Below are 23,515 nucleotides of genomic sequence, written 5' to 3' on the forward strand. Positions count from 1 at the left end.
TTTCGCATCCCTATGGTATGTTACTCTTTAAGTATTATATATACATAAGTAAAGGTGATCTAAATTGTTAAACAAAATAAAAGGGGCACTTTTTGGTTTTGCGATTGGCGACGCTTTAGGAGGAACGACAGAGTTTTTGACAAAGGAAGCAGTCAAGGAACGGTACGGGCAAGTGCGGGAAATCATTGGCGGTGGTGTTTGGCGGCTGGAAAAAGGGGAGACAACCGACGATACAGCGATGACCTTGGCGGTTGGCAGGGGAATTTTAAAACACCCACAAAATCTCGTCAGTGCGATTGGTGAGGAATTTTTAAAATGGAATGCCTCAAAGCCGAAGGATATTGGGAATATCATTCAAACCGTTTTTGAAATTTATGAGGGGGACTGGTTTGAAGCTTCGAAAAAAGCCCATTTTCACTATCTTAATAAAAAGTCAGCGGGTAATGGATCATTGATGCGATGTCTCCCGGTTGCGCTTGCTTATTCAGATCTTGGAAAAATTGAAGAAATAACCAAATTACAATCAAAAATGACCCATTATGATGCTCTTACGGAAGAAGCGTGCGTTATTTATAACCGAATTGCGTTTCAGATTCTTCAAGGGAAGTCTCTAGGGGAGGCAATTACCAGCGAGGTCAAAGGCACCATTTATGAAGAGGCACTGAAGGGCAAAATGCCATCCTGCCCTCCTGATGGTTTTGTTGTTAACACAATGAAATGGGTGTTGTATTGGCTACTAAACGAGGACACTTTCTTGGGGGTAGTAATTGGGGCAGCAAATGAGGGATATGATAGCGATACTGTTGCTGCCATTGCCGGCGGTCTGGCCGGGTTACACTTTGGTTTTGAGGAATTGCCGAAAGACTATTGCCAGGTGCTCCTGCAAAAGCATGAATTAGAGCAGCTAGCCCTTGGTCTATATTATTTTTCCAAGGGGGAGTAATCAAAAAAAGGCTGGAAGAAGTTCCAGCCTTTTTGCATAAGTATTTTTATCGCTCACAAGCAATCAAATCTTTATCCCGATCACGTGATTTATTCGCGTCATAAAGTGCCTTTGAAACAAATGGTTTGTAGTGGGTCTTTCCTCCTTTGTTTTTCACTTTGGAAGAACGGGCTACGCCCCCTTTATACACTTTATTCATAGCCTTACAGTTTTTAAACGTAACAATCTTTGATTTTGCTTCTGCTACATTTTGTGAGCTTGAACCGTATGAAAAACCTAAAACAAGTCCAAAGGCGAGTAAAAATGCAAAAAAACGTTTCATTTTCTAATTACCTCTTTTCCCTATATTTACCTTAAAAATAATAATAATTTACTATTACATATTTTTCAATAGAATAAGAAACTTTTAGAATTAATCTAGAAATCGACAATTTTTTTATAAATTAAGCAGGACTTTAAAACTAGAAATCGAATTATTATAAGGAGAGGAAACATGTCCTCCTTAAACCCAACAACCACCCAGTTCCTCGTAACTTTTCCTTACCAAACCAACTTACAATAAGGAGTGACTCCCGTATGGCTCGTAAGCCTCGTGCCTGGCTTCCCGGCTTTAAATACCACATCATCAGCCGCGGAATTCGAAAACTACCACTATTTTTAGATGACAGAGATCGTTATAAATATCTAAATCTACTAGTAGAAATAAAACAAGAATACCCCTTCATCATCCACACCTACTGTCTGATGACCAATCACATACATCTGCAGCTTGAAACCATCGACACATCTCCGAGCATCATCATGAGCCAGCTCAATACCAAATACGCCCGGTACTTCAACAAAAAATACCAGTTTAGCGGACATCTTTTTGAAAAACGATATAATGGCGAACTGATTGATTCTGCCGCCTACGAGCTCGACCTCAGCAAATATATTCACCTAAACCCTGTCAAGGCTGGCATCGTAGCGCGCCCCGAAGATTATCCTTGGAGCAGCAGCCGCGCTTATCTTCTCGGTGAAACCAACCCGCTTATCGAAACCAATCAGATTTTTTCCTACTTCCCAAACCCACCAATCGAACATTACCGTGAATTTATCCAAAAGCCATTTATTGATGAAGCAGCAAAACAATTTTTTGAAGAAATCTATTGAAAGGAAGACAAAACTATGTCTGCTAAAGTAACCAGCATCGGCCTAAAAGGGCTCGAGGGCTATCGTGTAAATGTTGAGGTCGGGACATTTGTCGGCATTTCTTACCCGGCTTCCTTTATTTTGCTGGCAGCGATGAACCCGTGTCCGTGTGGCTATGCCGGGTCAAATAGCCATTATTGTATTTGCACACCAAGGCAAATTCGGGCATACCAAAATAAGCTTTCCGGCCCATTACGTGATCGATTTGATATTCAGCTTTTTATGAAATCAGAGGATTTTCGTTCTTTAAAGGGAAAAACGGAGGAGTCTTCGCAAACAGTAAGAAAGAGGGTAGAGTCGGCAAGAGAGAGGCAGTATGATCGATATGGGGAGGAAGTTTGTAATAGCAGGGTGCCTTATGAGGCCTTAGTCAAAATGAGTCCATTAACCAATGAACAGCAACGGTCCCTACAACAGGTTTCCCTCAAAAAAAATTGGAGCAATCGTACCTATATTAAAATCATCCGGCTGGCACGGACGATTACTGATCTGCATGGGGTCAGGGAGATTACCGATCAAAGTATTTGGGAAGCCATTAAATTGAACACAGGTGTAAGCGGGAGACGCAAAAGCAGTCTTGTTTTATAAAGGAAAAGGGGTGTAGAGGCTTAATCTACATCCCTTTTTCCATAAGATGAACCGGCTATTCATCCTCATCTTTCTTATCTTTTTGCTGTTCCTGTAAGGCTTTGAGCAGCTCTTGCACATCAATTTTTCCATCTTTATTTAGGTCAGCCAGAATGCTATCCGGCGTGCTTTGTGGCGTTGGGGCAGGAGGAACAGGTGCCGGCGCCGGATTTGCTGCTACCGTAAGAGTCTGCTGTTTCGGTCTAAAGGCAAACGTGAAAACCAATAGTAAAATGACTAAGAGCCCTGAAACACCATCGACAATATAGAAGAGGGTGCGGTAATCGGACCAAAGAATTTTACTGTCGTCGACCTTTTTCTCCGCATTGGTGATGTATTGCTTGATTTCTGAATGATTCGGGTAAATCCGCTGGACGGCCTCAAATTTTTCTAAGGCATTTTTGTAATAACCGCCCCAATACAATTGAAGGCCTTCTTTGTAGAGGGTGTCGGTGTCACTCTTCGTATTTTTCGCACCTGCATCATTTACGAATTCTTTAACTGTATTAACCGGAACGGCAAAGTTAAAGCCTTGAACCTCCTGGCCATTGACTGTGTCGCCTCTAAATGTTAATAAACCAACGATTTCTCCCTTTTCGTTCACCACTGGTCCGCCGCTATTTCCGTGGGTGGCGGCAGCATTTAGTTGAATCACTGGACTGCCTTGCTTCGTATTTTTTGAAGCGGTGGTAATCTGGCCGCTATTGGTTGTCGAAATTAACGAGGAATCTGGCGATAATAGGTCCGAATCAGCCGCCGCCGGATACCCGCTGACCCAGATATTTTCTTGGTTTTGGATATTATCGGAGTTACCAAGCGTTAAAGTAGGGAAGTTTTTCCCTTCAATTTTGAGAACAGCTACGTCTTTGCCTTGATTGACAGGAGCACCGTAGGCTTTAATTTCCCCATCGAGAATGTCTCCGCCAGGTAAGATTACTTTTGTGACCATCTGAACGTCAGTGTAGAGATTATACTTAGCGAGATAATTTACGACAGCATTATAGTCGTAATTATAGGTTTTGGCGATTTGCTCGGCCAGCTGATGCATGGCTTCTGTGGCAACATCACCTTTTTCCATCTTGGAGATTTCTACTACATGGGCATTGGTTACGATATAGCCATTTGAACTAATAATTGCACCGGACCCAGATCCGCCAATTACGGATTGATAGTTTAATTGTTTTAAAAAATCGTTGATATCTGCGTTATAGCCGTTATATTGCCAGCTGACAACGGCATAGTTCACAATCCGTACAACGGCCGGACGGATGTACTCCGCAAGCTTTTGCCCGGTTTTTAAACTTCCAGTGGACGGCTTAATGCTCATAAGGAAGAAAGAAGTAACCATAACCGCAATAAGCAGCACACTGATTGGAATAGTAAAAATGGCTCGTTTTTTCAAAAAGGAAACACCCCTTAATCAAATTTTCCACCTCAGCAATATATTCAGGGAACAGACAAATGTAGTTTTGTACACAAAAAAATAAGCGGTGCCTGTCACCGCTCGTGGACTTTTTGGGTGTTTTGTGCGTTTGGAGTGGACATGACTGATTAAATCCCAATCCAATCGTATCCAACCCGTTGCATTATGCGTTATTTGATTTCGGCACCTGTTTCTGGTCCTGCATATATTTGTACTTTTCCAAGTTGTTTTGTTTGGATGATATAGACATTTGGCCAAGTCTCACCTAGAATTTCGTATTGGAGTCCGCCATATTTACTTGGACGCAATTGATCAGGCAGGGCATTTTTCTTGATTGGATCTTTATTAAGCGGGTAAATTCTCCAGGAATCGGCTGAAGCCGGCAGGTAAAGTGTCTTCTTTTTACTGTCAGTGCTCTCTTTTGTATAGGATGATGAAGAAGAGGCCGGCCGCTGTAAAGCCTTTTTAGAATCTGAAGCTGTTTTCGTTGTCGTTTTTGTTGTTTTTGTCAACTTATGGAGGTTGAGTGCTTTAGCGAGTCCATTTACATGTCCGCGTGCTACGTTGTTTATCCAATCTGGATCCTTCATTTTTGCTAAGTCATTGGTATTGTCAATAAAACCATTTTCCGACAGCATCGCATCCATGTTAGATTCCCGAAGAACGTGGTAGTTTGCTTTCTTTATACCACGATCGATAAGATCGTTTAATTTAATGACTTCCTTATGAATGGTCCGCTGAATTTCTGCTGTCCGTGAATTGTTGGAAAGAAGGTCATGAATATAATCCTCGTAGCCGGTTCCACCGCCTGAATTAATGTGAACAGCCAAGTAAAAATCAGCACCCCAAGCATTCGCCATATCAGTCCGTTCCTCGAGGGAAACCGTTTGGTCGCCGGTTCTGCTCATTTTGACTGTGGCATTCTCATATTCATCTTCTAACATATCGCGAATTCTTGTGGCAATTTTATGAGTGACATCTTTCTCGGCTAGACCAGTTCCGGTTGCTCCCGGGTCACTTCCACCATGACCGGGGTCAACAAATATCTTTACCATATTTATCACCTCTTAATTTTATATGTAAGCGGCCAAACTCCCGTTATAGGTCTATCGAACTGAAAAAAGATGGTGAAAAATAAGTGACAATATAAGGTGACAGGCACCACCAGTGGACAAATCATCAAATTTGTCCGTTCAGAGTGGACAGTAGTTTTTTAGATTGCCAAGTTTCTTAAAAACGATATCTATCTTAAAAAAAGAGGCTGTTCCAAAGTCTGCCAAGCAACGGCAAATGGAACAGCCTCAAATTTATTATAAAACACTAAACCTCTCATCTCGAACATCGCTGATAAACATATGTCCAGGTGCGTGGGTAATCATGATGGACGGTTTACTTTTCATTGCTACCGCTTGTGGTGTAACACCACAAGCCCAAAATACCGGAATTTCTCCGTCCTTAATGGTTACAGCATCCCCAAAGTCAGGCTTAGAAACATCAGCAATCCCAATCTGACTTGGATCGCCAATATGAATCGGAGATCCATGCACAGCTGGAAACCGTGAAGTAATTTGAACCGCACGAATCGCGTCCTCCGGTTTCATCGGCCGCATGCTGACCACCGTTGGTCCTTCAAACACACCGGCCCGTTCACATGGAATATTCGTCTTGTACATCGGAACATTACAATTCTCCTCAATATGACGAACCGGAATCCCACTTTCCATAAGCGGTGTCTCGAAGGTAAAACTGCATCCTAGCAAGAAACCAACCATATCATCTTCCCAATACTCCGATATATCCGTTACCTCTTCAGTAAAAACACCATCTCGGTAAATCCAATACCGAGGGATATCCATCCGAATATCAGCATTCTGAGCAATTTTCTCAGGAACAAAGGACCCTGGTTCCGTCACATCCAGGAGCGGACATGGCTTAGGATTTCGCTGGCAAAATAATAGAAAATCAAATGCATATTCCTTCTTTAAAATCACTAGATTCGCTTGTGTGAACCCTTTTGACATCCCCGCAGTAGGACCTGTAATCGTTTGACGACGAATCAATTCCCTTATTTCTTCAGGAGACATATTTCCAAAGTCACTCATTTTAACCCTTCCTTTATGAAATCTATTTAAAAAGCAAAGGAATTTGTTCAATTAAAGTATCGATTCCTAAATACCCCATGACCACAACTACGATTCCACCAGTAATCGTCAGCCACAGTGGATGTTTATATTCTCCAACCACATTTTTCTTATAAACCCCAATTAACAAGGTTCCTAATGCAATTGGTAAAATTAGTGCATTGAGGGCACCTACCAAAAGTAAAATTTTAACCGGTTTGCCAACCAACGTAAATGTCAAAGTGGAAACCAAGATAAATATGATAATAATCCAATTGTGATATTTCTCAATCACGGGACTAAAAGAACGAATAAATGAGACCGAAGTATATGCTGCTCCTACAACAGAAGTAATCGCAGCTGCCCACATGATGATTCCAAACATACGGTAACCGATCTGCCCTGCAGCTAATTGAAAAACGGAAGCCGGAGGATTTGCTGCATCAATTTGTAGACCCTTTGAAACCACGCCAAGTACTGCTAAGAATAAGGCAACACGCATCAAACCTGTTACAACAATGCCAGTTACGGAACTTTTTGTCACCTCTGGTATGGATTCAACCCCTTTAATTCCGGCATCTAACAAACGATGTCCGCCGGCAAAGGTAATGTATCCGCCAACTGTCCCGCCAACTAGCGTTACGATGGCAAAAATGCTAATTTTTTCTGGTGCAACCGTATTGACTATTGCTTCCCCAACAGGAGGAGAGGTGATGAAAGCAACATAAATCATTAAGAGGATCATGATGGCACCGGCAACTTGGGCAACCTTGTCCATCGCTTTGCCTGCTTCTTTTACAAGGAAAATAAAAATTGCAAACGCAGCACTAATGATAGCGCCGGTTTTTGGATCCAACCCGAGCATCGCATTTAGTCCAAGACCTGCTCCGGCGACATTTCCAATATTAAAGGCAAGACCGCCAAGAACAATCAGTACGGCTAAAAAGACTCCTAGTCCGGGTAAAACCTTATTGGCGATCTCTTGGCCGCGCAATCCGGAAACCACGATAATCCGCCAAATATTGATCTGTGCAAAAGCATCAAGAAGTAATGATAGTAAGATGACAAACGCAAAACTTGCAGCCAATTGCTGCGTAAAAACAGTTGTTTGTGTTAAAAAACCGGGGCCAATAGCGGATGTAGCCATTAAAAAAGCGGCTCCCATCAAAACACTTGTGCTGGTTTTCTTTTTCTTTTTTGCTTTTTCTGCTGCTACATTTTCTTCGACTTCTACTTTTTTCGCGATCATTTAGTTTCCTCCCAATCTATGTGCTGATGGATGATACAGCGATATCATTTCGCTCTAATGTCTCTTTAATATATTTTGCAAAAGCAAGTGCATGTTCGCCATCACCATGGATGCAAACCGTATCTGCTTTTAATGAAACTTCTGTATTTTGCTGTGACGTTACTTTTCCTTCTGTCACCATTTTTATTACTTGTGTGACCGATTTTTCTTGATCAGTAATTAAGGCATCCGACTGCGACCTGGAGGTCAACGTACCGTCTGTCTGATAGGTGCGGTCAGCGAAAACTTCATGCGCAGTTACAAGACCCAGCTTTTCTCCGGCCTTCACCAATTCACTTCCGGAAAGTCCGAATAAGACCAATTCAGGGGAAACATCATAGACCGCTTGGGCAATGGCTTCTGCGAGCAATGCATCCTTTGCTGCCATATTGTATAAGGCACCGTGAGGTTTTACGTGCTGCATACTCTCGTTATATACAGATAAAAAACCTTGAAGAGCCCCGATTTGATAGACCGCCATGTCATAGGCTTCCTGTGGGGTAATCTTCATTTCCCTGCGGCCAAAGCCATTTAAATCTGGCAGTCCGGGATGTGCGCCGATTTTCACCTGATTTTCAATCGCAAGTTTGACCGTTTCTCTCATTACACTCGGGTCCCCAGCATGAAAACCACAAGCGATATTTGCAGATGTCACATACTTTAAAATTTCTTTCTGTTCGGCTAAGCGATATCTGCCAAAACTCTCTCCAATATCGCAATTTAAGTCCACTTTAAATCCCATGTTATCCTCCTTATATTTTTTATTGGAACCTACCAAACTCCACTTTTTATAAAGCGTTTTCATTTGAAAAATGGAGTTTAGTTCCGAAATTAGGAATTGCAGTTTTAAAATTTAAATTTATTCTATCATAAAATAAAAAATCTGAGTAGACAGAAATCAGGAATTTTCTAAAAATATAAAAAGGGATAATTTTTATACAATAAACAGCTTGTTTTTTAAATTCCGAATATTATAATGATTGTATATCCATTTTTTAAAACATAAGTTCCGAATATAGAAACTATCGGAGGTTTTACAATGTGTTCTCGTATAAATGAAACCGTCATCAAACCTTTAGGTGATGCAGCCCTGATTGTCCAATTCGGGGATGAAATCAGTCCGGCCATTCAACAAAAGGTTCAGGCCTTCTCAGCCATGGTAAACCATCACCCATTTGAGGGCTTTGTAGAGTCCGTACCCGCTTTTACGAATGTTACCATCTATTACAATCCGGTGGTCGTGCACCATTCCATCGTGAATCCTCAACCAATGACTCCATTTCAAAAAGTGAGTGCAAACCTCAATGATTTACTGGAGCGAATGGATGATCAGCAGGTTTTTGAGGGGAGATTGGTGGAAATTCCCGTTCTCTATGGGGGAGAATATGGGCCGGATTTAGAATATGTAGCTTCTTTTCACAAAATATCAGCCGAAGAAGTAATCCAAATTCATACTGAAAGTGAATGTTTGGTGTATATGATTGGATTCGCTCCAGGGTTTCCATTTATGGGAGGAATGGACGAAAGAATTGCAACTCCCCGAAGAGAAAGCCCAAGAACCGCGATTGTCCCAGGTTCAGTCGGAATTGCCGGTAAGCAGACGGGCATTTATCCATTGGAAACGCCCGGTGGATGGCAAATTATCGGCCGTACACCGCTTGATTTATTTCGGCCGGATCTAACACCTCCGACCTTACTAAAAGCTGGAGATAAAATTAAATTTTTCTCGATTTCTCCTGAGGAATTTAACGCCTATAAGGAGGGGAGCAAATGACAGTAAAAGTACTTCACCCGGGACTCCTAACAACCATACAAGACTTGGGGAGATATGGTTCACAAAAATATGGTGTCATTGTCAGCGGAACGATGGATTCTTATTCACTCCGGGCAGCGAATCTGCTTGTTGGAAATAAAGAAAATGAAGGGGCCATGGAAATCACCTTATTCGGCACTTCACTTTTATTTGAAGAGGAACGGATCATCGCGATTACCGGTGGCGATTTACAGGCCGTGATAGACGGTAAAAAAGCAGCAACTTGGCGGCCGATTTTGGTCAGAAAAGGGTCTGTCTTACAATTCAAATCCGCAATCTATGGGTGCCGCGCCTATGTTGCCTTTGCCGGCGGGATTGCTGTTCCTGAAGTGATGGGAAGCAAAAGCACCTATCTTCGCGCAGGAATTGGCGGTTTTAAAGGCAGGGCTTTACAAAAAGAGGATATCCTAGATTTCGGTGAGATGAATGATCGGAGTCATTCTATCAACGCAAAATTAAAAAAATTGGAATGCAACCCGTCCTGGTCCGTCAACTATACAAAGCTAGTTAACTTACAGCAGACGCAGACGATTCGTGTGATCAGGGGCACCGAGTTTGAACGGTTTGATGAAAAAAGTAAAACCAGCCTGTTTCAGGAACCGTTTAAGCTCACAACCCAAGCCGATCGGATGGGCTATCGCATTGAAGGCCCGCAGCTTTCATTAAAAAAGAAATTTGAATTATTGTCTGAAGGGGTCACATTTGGAACGATTCAAGTCCCGCCTAACGGGAACCCAATTGTCCTAATGGCGGACCGGCAGACAACTGGCGGCTATCCCAAAATAGGGCAGATTATTTCAGCTGATTTACCAAGCATGGGGCAACTGCAGCCGAATGCCGTCATTCATTTTAAAGAAATTTCCCATGAAGAAGCGGAAAAAGAGCTAATAGCAAAGGAAAAAATCATCGATGAAATAAAAGTAGGAATCCGCTTTAAAATACTCGGATGAGAGGAAACAAAATCATGAAATGGAATGAACTAAAGGAACTAATCGAAATACTCGATCACTCTTCTTTAGATGTATTAAAGATAGAGAATCAGGAGATCAAATTATACTTTCAAAAACATGATGCCGCAACTATTGATTTTACAGAACAGCAAACGAAAACAACTGAATCCGTGACAGCGGTTGTGGAATCAGAAAAACCTGCTCCCAAAAGAGAAGAAGGTTTACACCAAATCAAGTCCCCAATGATTGGCGCATTTTATTCCCGTTCCAATCCCGATACAGACCCTTTTGTACAGGTAGGAACCGTTATTGAAAAAAATCAGACACTTTGTGTATTAGAAGCTATGAAACTATTTAATGAAGTCGTCTCAGATGTAGAGGGAGAAATCATTGAAATTTTAGTGAAAGATGGGCAGATCATCGAATTTGGTCAGCCTCTGTTTTTAGTGAAGGTTGGTGGCTGATTTGCTAAAAAAAATCCTTATTGCCAATCGCGGGGAAATCGCAGTCCGGATTATTCGTGCATGTAAAGAAATGGAGATTAAAACGGTTGCTGTTTTTTCGGAAGCGGATCGGGAGGCGCTCCATGTGAAACTTGCAGATGAATCGTACTGTATCGGCAGAGCGCCTTCAAAAGAAAGCTACCTAAATGTGGAGGCTATTCTCGGTATAGCCACCTTAACAAAAGTAGATGGAATCCATCCTGGGTATGGATTTCTTGCCGAAAATGCGGATTTCGCTGAATATTGCCGTAAGTGCGACATTGAATTTATCGGTCCATCCCCAGAATCGATTCGAAAAATGGGTATCAAGGATGTTGCGAGAGACACGATGAAAAAAGCTGGTGTCCCGATTGTACCCGGTTCAAATGGAACGATAAAGGATTGTGCAGATGGTTTAGAGATTGCTAGAAAAATAGGCTTTCCGGTCATCATTAAAGCCACTGCAGGCGGGGGTGGAAAAGGAATCCGTGTTGCGCGCAATGAAGGGGAATTAACAAAAGGAATTGAAATGACCCAGCAGGAAGCGAAAACCGCATTCGGAAATCAGGAAGTGTATTTAGAAAAATTCATCGAAGATTTTCGTCATATTGAAATTCAGATTCTTGCAGATACATACGGAAATGTCATCCACTTAGGGGAACGCGATTGTACGATTCAGCGGAGAATGCAAAAACTTGTGGAAGAAACCCCGTCGCCAGCACTTTCAGCGAAAACCCGGGAAAAGATGGGGGAAGCGGCTGTTCAAGCAGCAAAAGCGGTTGAGTACGTTGGTGCGGGAACAGTTGAATTTATCTATGATTATAAAGAAGATCGTTTCTATTTTATGGAGATGAATACGCGGATTCAGGTAGAGCATCCGGTTACAGAGATGGTCACAGGGGTTGATTTGATTCAAGAACAAATTCGTATTGCTTCTGGCGAGTCGATTAAGTTGAAGCAAGAGGATGTCGACATGGACGGCTGGGCGATTGAATGCAGAATTAATGCTGAAAATCCTGCCAAAAACTTCATGCCTTCACCAGGTAAAATTGAAGAATATCGCTTACCGGGGGGGTTTGGGGTACGGGTCGATTCAGCCATCTATGCCGGCTACCAAATCCCACCGTTTTATGATTCGATGGTCGCCAAATTAATTGTTCATGGGCGGACAAGAAACGAAGCGATTAAGAAAATGCTTCGTGCTTTAGAGGAGTTTACGGTAAAAGGGGTAGCGACAACGATTCCATTCCATCAAGTACTTCTGAAAAATGATGTTTTTACCAGTGGAGAATTTAATACAAATTTTCTTGAGACTTACTCATTAGAGATAAAAGACTATTAAAAAAACATCCTCTATTTCCTGTTAAACCAGGTACATAGAGGATGTTTTTTATGTCTGGCTATAACCCAGCCGTTTAGAAATTTCTTCTGTTGCTGCTTTTATTTTTTCGGAGAAAATCCGGATGTTTTCATTTTGATAATTGGCTTCAATTCCTGCAATACTCATGCCGGCAATAACGTCACCTTTATGGTCGAAAATCGGTGCCGCAATCGCAGCTGTGTGATCCTCTAACTCCGAATAACTAATCGTATACCCATTTTCCTGTGCTTGGCGAATCGTTCTCAACAGCTCGCTCTTATCGGTAATCGTTCCCTTTGCAAAAGATTTAAACTCCGCTGAATCCAAATAGCTTTGAATTTCTTGCTCGGGTAAAAAAGATAAAATCGTACGAGCACAAGCACCCGCATACAACGGGCTCCTTCTACCGATGGCGGTATATAAACGAACCTTTTGGTTTGTATCAATTTTTTCTATATAGATTGCCTCTTCGCCTTGCTTAACGATAAGGTTGATCGCTTCCCCTACATCGTCATGCAGCTCTTGCATAATTGGATAGGCAATTTTTCGGATATCCAGTCTGGATGAAACAAGGTGACCAAACTTAAGAAATAGCAGCCCTAAGCGATATTTGTTATCCGTCCCCTTTTCTAAAAACTCCATTTCTTCTAAGGACATTAACATTCGATATACGGAAGTTTTCGGAATCCCTGATAAATCAATCATTTCTTGAAAGGTTAAGGCCGCATGATTTTTAAATAAATTTAAAATATCCATTGAACGGACAACCGTTTTATTTTTATGATTCATAGTGTTACTCCTTTTAAAAATAAGGCTTTGTTAAAGAACAATGTTGATTTCTAAACAAAGTTGTTTGGAGCGGAAGGTGCGAGTCTCCCGCGGAAAGCGTGCATCCTGGAACGGAAATCAACAACCAAGTTTAACACAGCCAAAAATAAAGGTATAAGCTGCTTTTCTATTATAATAACAAATTTGTGGCAGGGATTGTAAGTGGAATCAACAATATTCTCCTCGTTGCCTCATAAGCTAATATATACGTCTTAGGTCTTAGTCTTTTTTACATTTCCAGGTCAATGGAAAGCAGGATTTTTTTCGTGTATTGTTGAAATATGGAAGAGCAGTACATGATTTTTACAATAGAATGAAACATTCATTCCATGTTGCTCGTATGAATAAAGAGGACTATTAAGGTCAGGAGTCGATTTAACATGAACCCAATCATTTCGTTGATTATTCGATCGTTTGTCGCCGTACCGATGACGGTCATTGTTTGGCTAATTAGCAATTTTGCGTTTAACCAACCCTTCCTGCTTTCCAGTGCATTTGCGATTGCTGCTGGGGTGATCACACATTTATTCCTTGGCTTGTATATGCAAACACGTTTTTTAAAAAAGCATCGGTTAACTCGAAAAGAATATTTATATATTATGAAAAATTTATCAGAGGCCAAGCGGAAAATCCGCCGCTTGAATAAGGCGCTTTTTGGAGTCCGCGATATTACTTCGGTTAAACAAAGAATTGAAATCCATCGCATCGCCAAAAAAATATATAAGATCACAATGAAAGAACCGAAACGCTTTTATAAAGCAGAGTCCTTTTATTTTTCTCATCTAGACTCCGTGGTAGAGCTCTCTGAAACCTACGGATTTCTCTCAACACAGCCGAAAAAGAATGCGGAGCTCGAGCGGTCGTTAGCTGAGACGAGGAGAACGGTAAATGAATTGAACAAAACCTTGGAAGAGGACTTGTATAAGCTGATTTCCGATGATATCGATCATTTAAATTTTGAAATTGATGTGGCGAAACACACGATTAAGAAGGAAAAAGAAGCAAAATTCGATGATGAAAACAGGTGGTTGAAATGAACGAAAACAATGTAAATAAAACGGGAAATTTATTAGACGACATTCTCGCCGATCCATTTGGCGACCTAGAAACCTCCCCGGTGCAAAAAGCTGTCCTTCAGAAGACCCAGTCAGACGACAGGCCGGTAAAACTCATTAATGTCATCCCCGAGGAAAACCGGGCAAGGGCTTATCAGATTGCCGAGCAAATTGACCCGGCCAACCACCAGGCGATGATTTTATATGGCACGCAGGCACAAGGGAAGCTGCTATCCTTTTCCCATGCGATGCTTGAACATGTTCAAAAAAAGGATGTCGGGGAAATCGGCGAAATTATCAATGATTTAATGAAGCACCTAAACCAGGTTAATCCGGATGAACTAAAGGAGGGCAAGCCGTCCTTTTTTGCCCGTATGTTTGGAAAAATTTCAAGCTCGATGCAAGAGGTGCTTTCCAAATATCAAAAAACGGGGGCACAAATTGATCGTATCACCGTAAAATTAGAGCGCAGCAAAAATGTGCTGATGTCGGATATCAAATTGCTTGAGCAGCTTTATGAAACCAATAAAGAATACTTTCATGCGTTAAATGTGTATATTGCCGCAGGGGAAATTAAGTTAGAGGAAATGCATGAAAAAACTATTCCACAGCTGCGTAAAGCAGCCGAGGCAACCAATGATCAGATGAAATTCCAGGAGGTCAATGATATGCTCCAATTCGCTGACCGATTGGATAAACGCTTATACGATTTGAAGCTGAGCCGTGAAATCACAATCCAGAGTGCACCGCAAATTCGCTTGATTCAAAATACAAACCAAGCCCTAGTGGAAAAAATCCAGTCTTCGATTGTAACGGCGATTCCGCTTTGGAAGAATCAAGTGGCGATTGCTTTAACGCTAATCCGACAGCGCCATGCAGTTGAGGCCCAAAAACAGGTTTCCAAGACGACCAATGAGCTATTGCTAAAAAATGCCGAAATGCTGAAAACCAATACGATTGAAACCGCCAAAGAAAACGAACGCGGCCTCGTCGACATCGAAACCTTAAAGAAAACCCAAGAAAGCCTGATCACAACGTTGGAAGAAACCATGCGCATCCAAGAAGAAGGCCGCAACAAACGCCGCATCGCAGAACAAGAACTCGCTGCTATGGAAAATGACCTAAGGATAAAACTCCTTGAAATCAAGGGGAAATAACATTTGACAAAAATCGGGTGGTGCCTGGCACCACCCGATTTTTGTCGAATTTCCCTCCGCTATTTGTTTACCGGTGTCGCATTATAATATTCTTCTAACGTAATTCCCTTGTCCATAATCTTGGTGGCAATTTCTTTGCCCACGTAACGGATATGCCAAGGTTCGTATTGGTAGCCGGTTATTGCTTCTTTGCCCTTAGGATAACGGATGATAAAGCCGTACTCTGCTACATGCTTCTCCAGCCAAACGGCTTCTTTGGTTCCGCCGAAGCAATCGGAAGCAGCGCATCTTCCATCTCCTCCGGTCACATCGATGGAAAGCCCTGTTTCATGCTCGCTCGTGCCCGGCAGCGCACTGTAAGTCCGTGCCTTTTCATATCCATCCCGTTTCACATAGGTATTAAATAAAGCAACTTGGGTAATGTGTGAACGATAGGCCGACACACCTAACAGAACCACTCCATCCTTCTTCGCCCCTGCAAACAGTTTTTGCAGTGCATCGGCTGCTTCCTTGCGCATTTTTCTCTTATCCGATCCCACTGGCGCCCCGACAAAATCAACTTTTGTAGCAACCAAGTCCTTCGGATTATAGTTATCTGGGAGCTTATTTTGCTTGTTTACTAGGACCGGAATACTCTCCGGATTGGAAACCGTCTGGATACTGTCGCCCTTCGGTTTTTTTACCGTAGGTTTTTTGGGGCTTTCTGTTTTATGTTGATTTTGCTGATCCGATTCGGTATTTGTATCGGTTTTTGGAGGAGTCGTTTGCTCCGTCTTCGGTTGATTCGTTTCCTTTGGCTTTTGATCTGCATTTTGGCCAGTAAAGCTGCAGGCTGCTAAAGAAACCGATAGGACAAAACAACATGCTCCTGTTGATAATAATTTAAACATTTCAAAACTTCCTTTTTTATAAAATGATACAAGAGAGCCTAAAAAAAATGCTCCTATGTTTTTTGACGATCATAAAAATACGAAGTTACAACCTTGTGAAAAAGTTATCTGTAACCGTGACGCCATTCTCTAGAATAACAAAAATATTCGCCAGTTTAAATGGAAATTTCTAAGGAATTAGACTCAAATATAGAGTGGAATTCTCCACAAAAACCCCTACCCTTTACCTGATTTCCTTTGTCCTTTTTATAAAATTTGGTATCATGAAGTTGGACGATTTTGTCAGTAGATACACTTTGGAGGCTCATATGGAGAAAATTAAGGTAATGACCGTTTTTGGAACAAGACCGGAAGCCATAAAAATGGCTCCACTTGTAAAGGAACTTGAGAAAAATCATGAACAAATCCAATCAATTGTGACGGTAACAGCACAACACCGGGAAATGCTGGACCAGGTTTTACATATTTTTCAGATCACGCCCGATTATGATTTAAACATAATGAAAGCGAGACAGTCACTGATTGATGTGACAACCCGCAGCTTAGAAGGCTTAAATGAAGTATTTCAGGAAGTGAAACCGGATATTGTCCTCGTTCATGGCGATACAACGACCACTTTTGTTGCAAGCCTTGCTGCCTTCTATCATTCGATTCCAATTGGCCATGTCGAGGCAGGGCTTCGGACAAGGAATAAATATTCACCCTATCCGGAGGAAATGAACCGCCAACTGACGGGAGTCTTGGCCGACCTGCATTTTGCTCCGACAGCTCAGTCCAAACAAAACCTATTAATCGAGAATAAAAAAGAAGAAGCTATTTTTGTAACCGGAAATACTGCCATTGATGCGTTAAGCACGACGGTGAAAAAAGATTACTCCCATCCAGTTCTAGAACAACTAGGAAGCAGCCGTTTGGTGTTAATGACGGCCCATCGTCGTGAAAATACCGGTAAGCCGATGGAAAATATGTTTACTGCCATCAGAAGATTGGTTGAAAAACACGAAGATATCCAGGTAGTCTATCCGGTTCATATGAATCCGGTAGTCCGTGAAATTGCCGGCCGAATTCTAGGTGAGAACAATCGAATTCACTTAATTGAACCACTTGATGTGATTGATTTCCATAATTTCGCTTCAAGAGCGTACTTAATTTTAACCGACTCAGGCGGTGTGCAGGAGGAGGCACCGTCATTAGGGGTACCCGTTCTCGTTTTACGCGATACAACCGAGCGCCCGGAAGGAGTCGAAGCGGGAACCTTAAAGTTAGCCGGAACTGAGGAGGAAACGATTTTTCAGCTTGCCGATGAACTTTTAACTGACCAGCACGCCCATGATAAAATGGCGAAGGCGTCAAACCCATACGGAGACGGCCATGCCTCCGAACGAATTGTCGAAGCCATTCTTTATCATTTTGGCGTTAAAAAGGAAAGACCTGCTAACCTGGGGGCAAAATAATCAGAAGCTGTTTCCAAAAGTCGCTAAAGTGGCTTTTAGGAACAGCCTATTTTTTTAGAAAATCATTTGCGCAAATAAAATTGCTTTTATCGCAGATAAATAAGGCAGGAACGCAGATAAAATGCACTTTATCGCAGATAATCTGTCTACCTGCGCAGATAAAATGAAATTTCACTTCAATTTGTGACCAATTTCTGTGATTACACCATTTAGGATGATTAACCCAACACTAAAATGCTAAATAGAGAGAGGGCTTTCTTATGAATCTATTAAAAATCCACCATGTTGCCATCATTTGTTCAGATTATCAAAAATCAAAAGATTTTTATGTTCGAATCTTAGGGCTGACTCCTAAAAATGAGGTGTATCGCGTGGAACGGGACTCCTATAAGTTAGACCTTGAGGTGAACGGCGACTACCAAATTGAGCTGTTTTCCTTTCCAGACCCGCCGGGCCGTCCGAGCTATCCGGAGGCAGCAGGGCTAAGACATCTTGCCTTTGAAGTAGGGGAAATTGAGCAGGCTGTCCACTATTTAATCGAACAAAAAGTGAAAGTGGAGGCAATTCGGGTCGATCCGCTGACAAATAAGAAGTTTACCTTTTTTGCAGATCCCGATGGACTTCCAATTGAGCTCTATGAAAGAGGATAGGCCTTTTTCCCCTTTAAAACGCTTACATGGTGGAATATATTAGTAATAACACATCATCGTACGAAACGGCAAACCCATTGAAAAATGGTGACGCAAAACTAGAGGGGCTAATGTTTTTTATAAAAGAAAAGCTAAACCGCGCTGAAAGGATATTACTTTTCTCTTTCTAAAAATAATGCCAGCCAGTTACCGAACACGAACACTCCTGCGATTTTGTGTAAAGCGAAAAGGGAGGCCATATGTGTGAAAAATTTTATCACCAAAGGAAAGTATTATTGGCATTTATTTCAGTACCGCCACAATGAACTGCTTCAGCAAGACTGTCTCTGCGAGGAGCTAAAATCAAAATTAAAGGTCAAAGCCATCTACCACAACAGTAAAGCCGTTGAACTCGCACACCAATGTGATGAAGCTTAATCTTTACAAAAAAGCCTAGGAAAATATCCTAGGCTTTCAGTATGTTTATTAAAAACGACTGTTTAACATTGAGATTTGTCGGTCAATCCTTAAAAATCAAACTTCTGAACAAAATTACAATTAGAGCAAGCCCGGCCAATCAGCCGATGGGTTTTGGCGTTTTCGTAATAAATTTCCTCTAATCCACATACAGGGCATTCGATAATGTGGAAAATTTGTCTTTCTCCTAAGATTGCATCCAACAAAAATTCAAAGTGCACGCTAATCGCCCCCAAATCTAGCTTTTCTCTACCATAACAAATACTAAATGAGAGATTAGAAGAAAATTGTCAGATGAGAGTCAAATTTTTTCGACAACATCTGAAACAGAAAGAAAGCTGGCCCACTGGACCAGCCTGCTTTCGTTTGGGGGAGGGGTTAATTAAAACAAATTTTCAAGCTTTTACGACTGCCTATTAATGTTTAGCTGCATCAGGTTGTGCAGGCAGCTTACCATCTTTAGTGACAATTAACTTAGCAATTGAACCTTTCATAGCCTGATCAAATTGGTGAGACAATACTGAATATGTTCCTTCTTCTACTACAGTAAATTCAACAACTGCTCCACCACTAGCAGGGATCATAACTGATTGCATACCTTTAAGGTGGTTATAAGGGTTACCATCAAGATATACATCATCAAAAACTGTACCTACAACGTGGAAGCTAACAGGTTGTGACATACCCACATTTTCAAAGTATAAACGAACCTTATCGCCAACTTTCGCAACGAATGGAGTATCACCAACTTTACCATTTGCGAGTTCCCGAACATTCATCGTATAGTGAGAAGGATTTCCATTCTTCATGTCTTCGGCATTGCCGCTATCAAACCATTCGTTATTAACCACTACATACTCTTTATCCACTTTATTAGGATATGGATTTGCATTATCTTTAACAATGATTGTCCCAACCATACCATTCGCAATATGCATCATAACGGGAGCAGTACCACAGTGATACATAAATACTCCGACATTGCTTGCTTTATAAGTAAAAGTACCTTTATCATTCGGTTTGACATCAGCAAAATTCTTAGTCGGTGAAGTATGCACAGCATGGAAGTCCATTGAGTGATTTACAGTTGGGTCATGATTCTCTAATGTAAAGTTGATTGTATCACCTTTATTCACAATAACAACTGGACCTGGAGCCTCGCCATTGAATGTCCAAGCTTTATATAATACATCTGGTGCAACTTGCACATCTGTTACGGTTGATGTCATGGTTACATTAACCTCATGCTTACCAATACGTTTAATTTTAACTGGTGTAGCTTTTTCGTTCATATTTTTCTGAGTAGGTAGGATCGTATTTTCATTCACATATTTACCATGGCTCATATTTTCCATAGTATCATGGTTGGCAGAAGCACTTACTTGTGGAGTCTTCTTGGCGTTTTTTTCAAGTTTCAAGTTCGTCGTATTACAAGCACTTAATACCAACATAGAAGTCATCATCACCGTTGCAACTTTTCCCACTTTTTTCATTTTAATCTCCTCCATTTAACCTCATTTTTTTATAAAAAAGAATAGTTTTGTATGTCATTGTTAGTTGCCTCTAGTGCCTAATATCCTTGGCTTTTTTAAGCCGTTTAATTGTCTAGCTTCAGCGCCTAGCCCCTTGAGGTCGCTGCAGTCCTGGCGATGAAGTCAGAGAACGACTTCACCGCCAGGACTGCAAGCAGCTGTTGGGTCTGACTATGGCGCTTACGCTTTTCTTGTAATTTGATTACACTTTCATTTTATTCTCGGGGGGATATGGAACGAGTGATATTATTCACTTAAAGAGGGGTACCCAGTGAACAAATTGTGAAATGGTGAGCAAGGTAAACATAGTGAAAAACATAGGTATATAGTTTGTGTGAATAAGCGGTATTTAGGACATTCTAATAGTGTAAATTATAAAAATTTGGAGGGATCAGTTTGAAAAAGGAACAGGACGAAACAAGTGAAGGTTTAAATCAAATATTTGAGGTAATCAATGCAAAAGGGGACACAGGTGAACTAAAGGAAATTGTTGAGAATAAAGAAGAGGTGGATGAAGGCCAAAACCAGTAGAGAGGATCAAAGAAATGGTCCTCATTAGGTGGATGAAGGCCAAAACCAGTAGAGAGGCCCAAAGAAATGGTCCTCATTAGGTGGATGAAGGCCAAAACTCGTAGAGAAACCTAAAGAAATGGTCTTCATCAGGTGGATGAAGACTAAAACTCGTAGAGAGACCCAAAGAAATGGTCTTCATCAGGTGGATGAAGGCCAAAACCCGTAGAGAAACCCAAAGAAATGGTCTTCATCAGGTGGATGAAGGCCAAAACTCGTAGAGAAACCCAAAGAAATGGTCCTCATTAGGTGGATGAAGGCCAAAACTCGTAGAGAAACCTAAAGAAATGGTCTTCATCAGGTGGATGAAGGCCAAAACTCGTAGAGAAACCTAAAGAAATGGTCCTCATCAGGTGGATGAAGGCCAAAACTCGTAGAGAAACCTAAAAAATGGTCTTCATCAGGTGGATGAAAGCCAAAACTCGTAGAGAGACCCAAAGAAATGGTGTTCATCAGGTGGATGAAGGCCAAAACTCGTAGAGAAACCCAAAGAAATGGTGTTCATCAGGTGGATGAAGACCCAAAATCGTAGATAGACCTAAAGAAATAGTCTTCATCAGGTGGATGAAGACCAAAACTCGTAGAGAAACCCAAAGAAATGGTCTTCATTAGGTGGATGAAGGCCAAAACTCGTAGAGAAACCTAAAGAAATGGTCTTCATCAGGTGGATGAAGACCAAAAATCGTTGAAAAAACCAAAGAAATATCCTTCATGTGGCGAGGAAGGACAAAATCAATCCAAAAAGCAAGCAAGCTGTCTATCAAAAATCCATCGAGCATCCAGTCCACAATGACATCAAGCAAAAAACCAAGCTATCCATTCACCGCAACCAATTCGGACTTCTCTTCTTCCTTCACATCATAAAGCTGCTTGATCATGTTAATAAACGGTTCAACGAATCGTGGGTCAAATTGTTTTCCGGAACAATCCCGTAACTCGACCATCGCTTCATAGTAGGTTTTCGTTTTTTGGTACGGTCTTTCCGTCGTCATGGCATCAAACGAATCAATTACACAGAGAATCCTGGCCAGCTTCGGTATCGACTTTCCAGCGAGACCATATGGATACCCAAAACCGTCATAGCGTTCATGATGAAGCTCTACAAGAGGAATCAAGTCGTCGAGCTTTTTATTCGTTGAAATGATCTCCTTGCCCCACGTCACATGCTTTTTCATCATTTCCCACTCATGTGAGTCCAGCTTTCCTTTTTTATTTAATATATCGCGGGGAATTTCAATTTTTCCAATATCGTGAATTAACGCTCCAAGAATAAGCGTTTTCCGCTCATGGTCACTCAAGCCTAACGTCCTCGAAAAATCAACGGCATATTGGTACACCCGCTTACTATGCCGATAGGTGTAAACATCCTTTGACAGGAAAATCTTTAACTGCTGTTCAGCCCCTTCTAGATCTTTTTCAAGAGAAAGGGAGCGACCGATGGAATAATCTGAATGCTCATTAAATACTTGAACAAGGTTTTTGCCTTGGTCTTTCGCGGCGTACATCGCCTTATCGGCCTTATTGAGCAGCTCGGAAATATTGTAGGTCTCTTTTTCACATTGTGCAATCCCAGCTGAAAAAGATAGGCAGCCGTATGGTAGCCCTTCTACGCCTTTAAAATAGGTATCATTCGCCTTTTTTCGCAGCTCATTCATAAATGTAAAGGCCTGCTTGCGGTTGGTATTTGGCATGAAGATGGAAAACTCTTCGCCGCCGTAACGGGCAACAGTATAATTTTTCGCTTCCGTTTCCTCTTTTAAGATGCCGCCAAATTTCTCAAGTAAATAGTCGCCTTGAATATGCCCGTAAAGATCGTTGTATTTTTTAAAATCATCAATGTCCAGTAAAGCAAGGCTTAGTGGCTGTTCACTTTCCTTTGCGACAGCTAACTCTTTTTCTAAAAGCTCTTTAAAATACCCGTGATTATTGAGACCCGTCAGAAAATCCTTGTTTGCTTTTTCTGAAATGTCCTTAAATAATTGAAAATGCTGTTTAAATGCTAAGGATAATAGGAACGAAATATATGTAAACAGGAAGATACCTAGTAATTCCTCGGTCTGCATTAAAATGACTAATACAAGCGATAACATAAGAGTACTCAAGTAGGTGGCAATCGTTTCTTTAATGACTCCGTTAAAAACTTCTACCAAACTTTCAGAGGCATCTAATATGAAGTAAATCCCAATTAACAGTACATTAATCACAAAGTATACACTTAAAGAAATCACATAAGAGAGGATATTTTCAATATGTATATTACCAATATGTCCGCCAGTGAGTATAAATGAGTAATAGGCACCACTAATCATCAAAGAATAAATAGAGAAATTAAACAGATGCTTCCACCACACGATTTTTCGTTGGGTAACTGCAAAAATAATCGAATGAATCATTAAAATATTTAAAGTGAAATGAACACCGAATAAAAAAAGACTTGCTAAATAAATGGAAGAATCCATGGACAAGGAATTCCCCTTCGGAGGGAGTAAGATTGTGTAATGATTTAGAAGAAGAATTGATCCGGTAATTGCCGAAATCATAATCCATTCCATCGTAGAGTGCTGTTTGAAGTCGTTTAGGAATAGAAAGGAAATTATTCCTAATGCTGAAACAAGTGAAAGATATCGGTTAATGGGCGTCTTTACTATACTCATTTTCATCACTCACATGAATAAATTTAGGAGAAGTTTTTAAAAACTTCTCCTAATTATTATACTATTAAACTA

Annotated in this window: 24 protein-coding genes and 1 riboswitch; of the genes, 13 read left to right on the forward strand and 11 right to left on the reverse strand. The window is 41.2% G+C overall.

The genetic code is table 11. The features are described 5' to 3' along the window. Positions 1 to 64: 64 nt before the first annotated feature. Entirely contained in the window at positions 65 to 943 is an 879-nt protein-coding gene (locus E2K98_RS08765) for an ADP-ribosylglycohydrolase family protein (protein WP_133333879.1), read from the forward strand. A 46-nt stretch (positions 944 to 989) separates the two neighbouring features. Here the strand turns inward: E2K98_RS08765 and E2K98_RS08770 are convergent, their stop codons facing one another. After that, the gene (locus E2K98_RS08770) at positions 990 to 1,265 is read right to left on the reverse strand and encodes an excalibur calcium-binding domain-containing protein (protein WP_133333880.1); all 276 of its coding nucleotides are present in this window, start codon (positions 1,263 to 1,265) and stop codon (positions 990 to 992) included. Positions 1,266 to 1,519: 254 nt separating this feature from the next. On the opposite strand from E2K98_RS08770, the gene E2K98_RS08775 reads away from it, so the two are divergent. Together E2K98_RS08775 and E2K98_RS08780 are read left to right on the forward strand one after the other, a co-directional pair. Beyond that, positions 1,520 to 2,095, forward strand: coding sequence for a transposase (locus E2K98_RS08775; RefSeq protein ID WP_133333881.1), 576 nt, complete (start codon positions 1,520 to 1,522; stop codon positions 2,093 to 2,095). A 15-nt stretch (positions 2,096 to 2,110) separates the two neighbouring features. Then, positions 2,111 to 2,722 carry a magnesium chelatase subunit ChlI family protein gene (locus E2K98_RS08780; protein WP_133333882.1) on the forward strand — a complete coding sequence of 204 codons (612 nt, stop codon included), beginning with the start codon at positions 2,111 to 2,113 and terminating at the stop codon, positions 2,720 to 2,722. A 55-nt stretch (positions 2,723 to 2,777) separates the two neighbouring features. Here the strand turns inward: E2K98_RS08780 and E2K98_RS08785 are convergent, their stop codons facing one another. The 5 genes from E2K98_RS08785 to E2K98_RS08805 form a co-directional block, all read right to left on the reverse strand. Next, positions 2,778 to 4,163: a S1C family serine protease gene (locus tag E2K98_RS08785; RefSeq protein ID WP_235824765.1), complete on the reverse strand. Its 1,386-nt coding sequence runs from the start codon at positions 4,161 to 4,163 to the stop codon at positions 2,778 to 2,780. A 191-nt stretch (positions 4,164 to 4,354) separates the two neighbouring features. Then, complete coding sequence (locus tag E2K98_RS32300; protein ID WP_133333883.1) at positions 4,355 to 5,239, reverse strand: N-acetylmuramoyl-L-alanine amidase family protein; 885 nt, start codon at positions 5,237 to 5,239, stop codon at positions 4,355 to 4,357. Between the two features lie 255 nt (positions 5,240 to 5,494). Beyond that, positions 5,495 to 6,286 carry a putative hydro-lyase gene (locus E2K98_RS08795; RefSeq protein WP_133333884.1) on the reverse strand — a complete coding sequence of 264 codons (792 nt, stop codon included), beginning with the start codon at positions 6,284 to 6,286 and terminating at the stop codon, positions 5,495 to 5,497. Positions 6,287 to 6,308: 22 nt separating this feature from the next. Then, positions 6,309 to 7,553: an NRAMP family divalent metal transporter gene (locus E2K98_RS08800; RefSeq protein ID WP_133333885.1), complete on the reverse strand. Its 1,245-nt coding sequence runs from the start codon at positions 7,551 to 7,553 to the stop codon at positions 6,309 to 6,311. A gap of 16 nt (positions 7,554 to 7,569) precedes the next feature. Continuing rightward, complete coding sequence (locus tag E2K98_RS08805) at positions 7,570 to 8,334, reverse strand: LamB/YcsF family protein (RefSeq protein WP_133333886.1); 765 nt, start codon at positions 8,332 to 8,334, stop codon at positions 7,570 to 7,572. 297 nt (positions 8,335 to 8,631) lie between these two features. On the opposite strand from E2K98_RS08805, the gene pxpB reads away from it, so the two are divergent. From pxpB to accC, 4 genes are read left to right on the forward strand one after another with little or no spacing between them, the layout of a single operon-like run. After that, positions 8,632 to 9,366, forward strand: a complete 735-nt coding sequence (pxpB, locus tag E2K98_RS08810) for a 5-oxoprolinase subunit PxpB (RefSeq protein WP_133333887.1) — start codon at positions 8,632 to 8,634, stop codon at positions 9,364 to 9,366. Continuing rightward, positions 9,363 to 10,355 (forward strand): 5-oxoprolinase subunit C family protein, encoded by a 993-nt coding sequence (locus E2K98_RS08815; RefSeq protein WP_133333888.1) that lies wholly within the window; start codon positions 9,363 to 9,365, stop codon positions 10,353 to 10,355. The genes pxpB and E2K98_RS08815 overlap by 4 nt, the downstream gene beginning before the upstream one ends. A gap of 14 nt (positions 10,356 to 10,369) precedes the next feature. Continuing rightward, positions 10,370 to 10,819, forward strand: coding sequence for an acetyl-CoA carboxylase biotin carboxyl carrier protein (accB, locus tag E2K98_RS08820; protein WP_165976223.1), 450 nt, complete (start codon positions 10,370 to 10,372; stop codon positions 10,817 to 10,819). Between the two features lies 1 nt (position 10,820). Further along, on the forward strand, positions 10,821 to 12,179 hold the full coding sequence (gene accC, locus E2K98_RS08825) for an acetyl-CoA carboxylase biotin carboxylase subunit (RefSeq protein WP_133333890.1): 1,359 nt from the start codon (positions 10,821 to 10,823) through the stop codon (positions 12,177 to 12,179). 48 nt (positions 12,180 to 12,227) lie between these two features. Here accC and E2K98_RS08830 read toward each other — a convergent pair whose 3' ends face one another. Next, positions 12,228 to 12,986, reverse strand: a complete 759-nt coding sequence (locus tag E2K98_RS08830) for an IclR family transcriptional regulator (RefSeq protein WP_133333891.1) — start codon at positions 12,984 to 12,986, stop codon at positions 12,228 to 12,230. A gap of 419 nt (positions 12,987 to 13,405) precedes the next feature. Here E2K98_RS08830 and E2K98_RS08835 point away from each other — a divergent pair, with 419 nt between their 5' ends. Both E2K98_RS08835 and E2K98_RS08840 read left to right on the forward strand, forming a co-directional pair. Next, the gene (locus E2K98_RS08835; protein WP_133333892.1) at positions 13,406 to 14,062 is read left to right on the forward strand and encodes a 5-bromo-4-chloroindolyl phosphate hydrolysis family protein; all 657 of its coding nucleotides are present in this window, start codon (positions 13,406 to 13,408) and stop codon (positions 14,060 to 14,062) included. Continuing rightward, complete coding sequence (locus E2K98_RS08840; RefSeq protein ID WP_133333893.1) at positions 14,059 to 15,237, forward strand: toxic anion resistance protein; 1,179 nt, start codon at positions 14,059 to 14,061, stop codon at positions 15,235 to 15,237. The genes E2K98_RS08835 and E2K98_RS08840 overlap by 4 nt, the downstream gene beginning before the upstream one ends. A 59-nt stretch (positions 15,238 to 15,296) precedes the next feature. Here E2K98_RS08840 and E2K98_RS08845 read toward each other — a convergent pair whose 3' ends face one another. Further along, on the reverse strand, positions 15,297 to 16,127 hold the full coding sequence (locus E2K98_RS08845) for a M15 family metallopeptidase (RefSeq protein WP_133333894.1): 831 nt from the start codon (positions 16,125 to 16,127) through the stop codon (positions 15,297 to 15,299). Between the two features lie 308 nt (positions 16,128 to 16,435). Here E2K98_RS08845 and wecB point away from each other — a divergent pair, with 308 nt between their 5' ends. The 3 genes from wecB to E2K98_RS30870 all read left to right on the forward strand — a co-directional run bounded on the left by wecB (position 16,436) and on the right by E2K98_RS30870 (position 18,648). Beyond that, a complete protein-coding gene (gene wecB / locus E2K98_RS08850; protein ID WP_133333895.1) occupies positions 16,436 to 17,581 on the forward strand; it encodes a non-hydrolyzing UDP-N-acetylglucosamine 2-epimerase in 1,146 nt (381 codons plus the stop codon). Positions 17,582 to 17,841: 260 nt separating this feature from the next. After that, positions 17,842 to 18,231 carry an SMU1112c/YaeR family gloxylase I-like metalloprotein gene (gene gloA2, locus E2K98_RS08855; RefSeq protein WP_133333896.1) on the forward strand — a complete coding sequence of 130 codons (390 nt, stop codon included), beginning with the start codon at positions 17,842 to 17,844 and terminating at the stop codon, positions 18,229 to 18,231. Between the two features lie 57 nt (positions 18,232 to 18,288). Continuing rightward, positions 18,289 to 18,377, forward strand: a riboswitch (cyclic di-GMP riboswitch). 97 nt (positions 18,378 to 18,474) lie between these two features. Then, positions 18,475 to 18,648, forward strand: coding sequence for a hypothetical protein (locus tag E2K98_RS30870; protein ID WP_155925749.1), 174 nt, complete (start codon positions 18,475 to 18,477; stop codon positions 18,646 to 18,648). A gap of 89 nt (positions 18,649 to 18,737) precedes the next feature. Here the strand turns inward: E2K98_RS30870 and E2K98_RS08860 are convergent, their stop codons facing one another. Both E2K98_RS08860 and E2K98_RS08865 read right to left on the reverse strand, forming a co-directional pair. Beyond that, a complete protein-coding gene (locus E2K98_RS08860; RefSeq protein WP_026575864.1) occupies positions 18,738 to 18,908 on the reverse strand; it encodes a hypothetical protein in 171 nt (56 codons plus the stop codon). A gap of 195 nt (positions 18,909 to 19,103) precedes the next feature. After that, positions 19,104 to 20,180 carry a multicopper oxidase domain-containing protein gene (locus E2K98_RS08865; protein ID WP_235824766.1) on the reverse strand — a complete coding sequence of 359 codons (1,077 nt, stop codon included), beginning with the start codon at positions 20,178 to 20,180 and terminating at the stop codon, positions 19,104 to 19,106. Between the two features lie 435 nt (positions 20,181 to 20,615). Here E2K98_RS08865 and E2K98_RS32005 point away from each other — a divergent pair, with 435 nt between their 5' ends. Next, the gene (locus tag E2K98_RS32005; RefSeq protein WP_268884054.1) at positions 20,616 to 20,750 is read left to right on the forward strand and encodes a hypothetical protein; all 135 of its coding nucleotides are present in this window, start codon (positions 20,616 to 20,618) and stop codon (positions 20,748 to 20,750) included. Between the two features lie 851 nt (positions 20,751 to 21,601). On the opposite strand, the gene E2K98_RS08875 is transcribed toward E2K98_RS32005, so the two are convergent. Then, positions 21,602 to 23,443 (reverse strand): bifunctional diguanylate cyclase/phosphohydrolase, encoded by a 1,842-nt coding sequence (locus E2K98_RS08875; RefSeq protein WP_133333898.1) that lies wholly within the window; start codon positions 23,441 to 23,443, stop codon positions 21,602 to 21,604. Positions 23,444 to 23,515 lie beyond the last annotated feature (72 nt).

The sequence above is a fragment of the Bacillus salipaludis genome (assembly GCF_004358205.1).

Coding starts and splice junctions, on each gene's coding strand:
- E2K98_RS08830 (WP_133333891.1), bottom strand. CDS start 12,986: ATGAATCATAAAAATAAAACGGTTGTCCGTTCAATGGATATTTTAAAT.
- E2K98_RS08875 (WP_133333898.1), bottom strand. CDS start 23,443: ATGAGTATAGTAAAGACGCCCATTAACCGATATCTTTCACTTGTTTCA.
- E2K98_RS08775 (WP_133333881.1), top strand. CDS start 1,520: ATGGCTCGTAAGCCTCGTGCCTGGCTTCCCGGCTTTAAATACCACATC.
- wecB (WP_133333895.1), top strand. CDS start 16,436: ATGGAGAAAATTAAGGTAATGACCGTTTTTGGAACAAGACCGGAAGCC.
- pxpB (WP_133333887.1), top strand. CDS start 8,632: ATGTGTTCTCGTATAAATGAAACCGTCATCAAACCTTTAGGTGATGCA.
- E2K98_RS08815 (WP_133333888.1), top strand. CDS start 9,363: ATGACAGTAAAAGTACTTCACCCGGGACTCCTAACAACCATACAAGAC.
- gloA2 (WP_133333896.1), top strand. CDS start 17,842: ATGAATCTATTAAAAATCCACCATGTTGCCATCATTTGTTCAGATTAT.
- accB (WP_165976223.1), top strand. CDS start 10,370: ATGAAATGGAATGAACTAAAGGAACTAATCGAAATACTCGATCACTCT.
- E2K98_RS08845 (WP_133333894.1), bottom strand. CDS start 16,127: ATGTTTAAATTATTATCAACAGGAGCATGTTGTTTTGTCCTATCGGTT.
- E2K98_RS08800 (WP_133333885.1), bottom strand. CDS start 7,553: ATGATCGCGAAAAAAGTAGAAGTCGAAGAAAATGTAGCAGCAGAAAAA.
- E2K98_RS08795 (WP_133333884.1), bottom strand. CDS start 6,286: ATGAGTGACTTTGGAAATATGTCTCCTGAAGAAATAAGGGAATTGATT.
- E2K98_RS08780 (WP_133333882.1), top strand. CDS start 2,111: ATGTCTGCTAAAGTAACCAGCATCGGCCTAAAAGGGCTCGAGGGCTAT.
- E2K98_RS08840 (WP_133333893.1), top strand. CDS start 14,059: ATGAACGAAAACAATGTAAATAAAACGGGAAATTTATTAGACGACATT.
- E2K98_RS08770 (WP_133333880.1), bottom strand. CDS start 1,265: ATGAAACGTTTTTTTGCATTTTTACTCGCCTTTGGACTTGTTTTAGGT.
- E2K98_RS08835 (WP_133333892.1), top strand. CDS start 13,406: ATGAACCCAATCATTTCGTTGATTATTCGATCGTTTGTCGCCGTACCG.
- E2K98_RS32300 (WP_133333883.1), bottom strand. CDS start 5,239: ATGGTAAAGATATTTGTTGACCCCGGTCATGGTGGAAGTGACCCGGGA.
- E2K98_RS08805 (WP_133333886.1), bottom strand. CDS start 8,334: ATGGGATTTAAAGTGGACTTAAATTGCGATATTGGAGAGAGTTTTGGC.
- E2K98_RS08865 (WP_235824766.1), bottom strand. CDS start 20,180: ATGAAAAAAGTGGGAAAAGTTGCAACGGTGATGATGACTTCTATGTTG.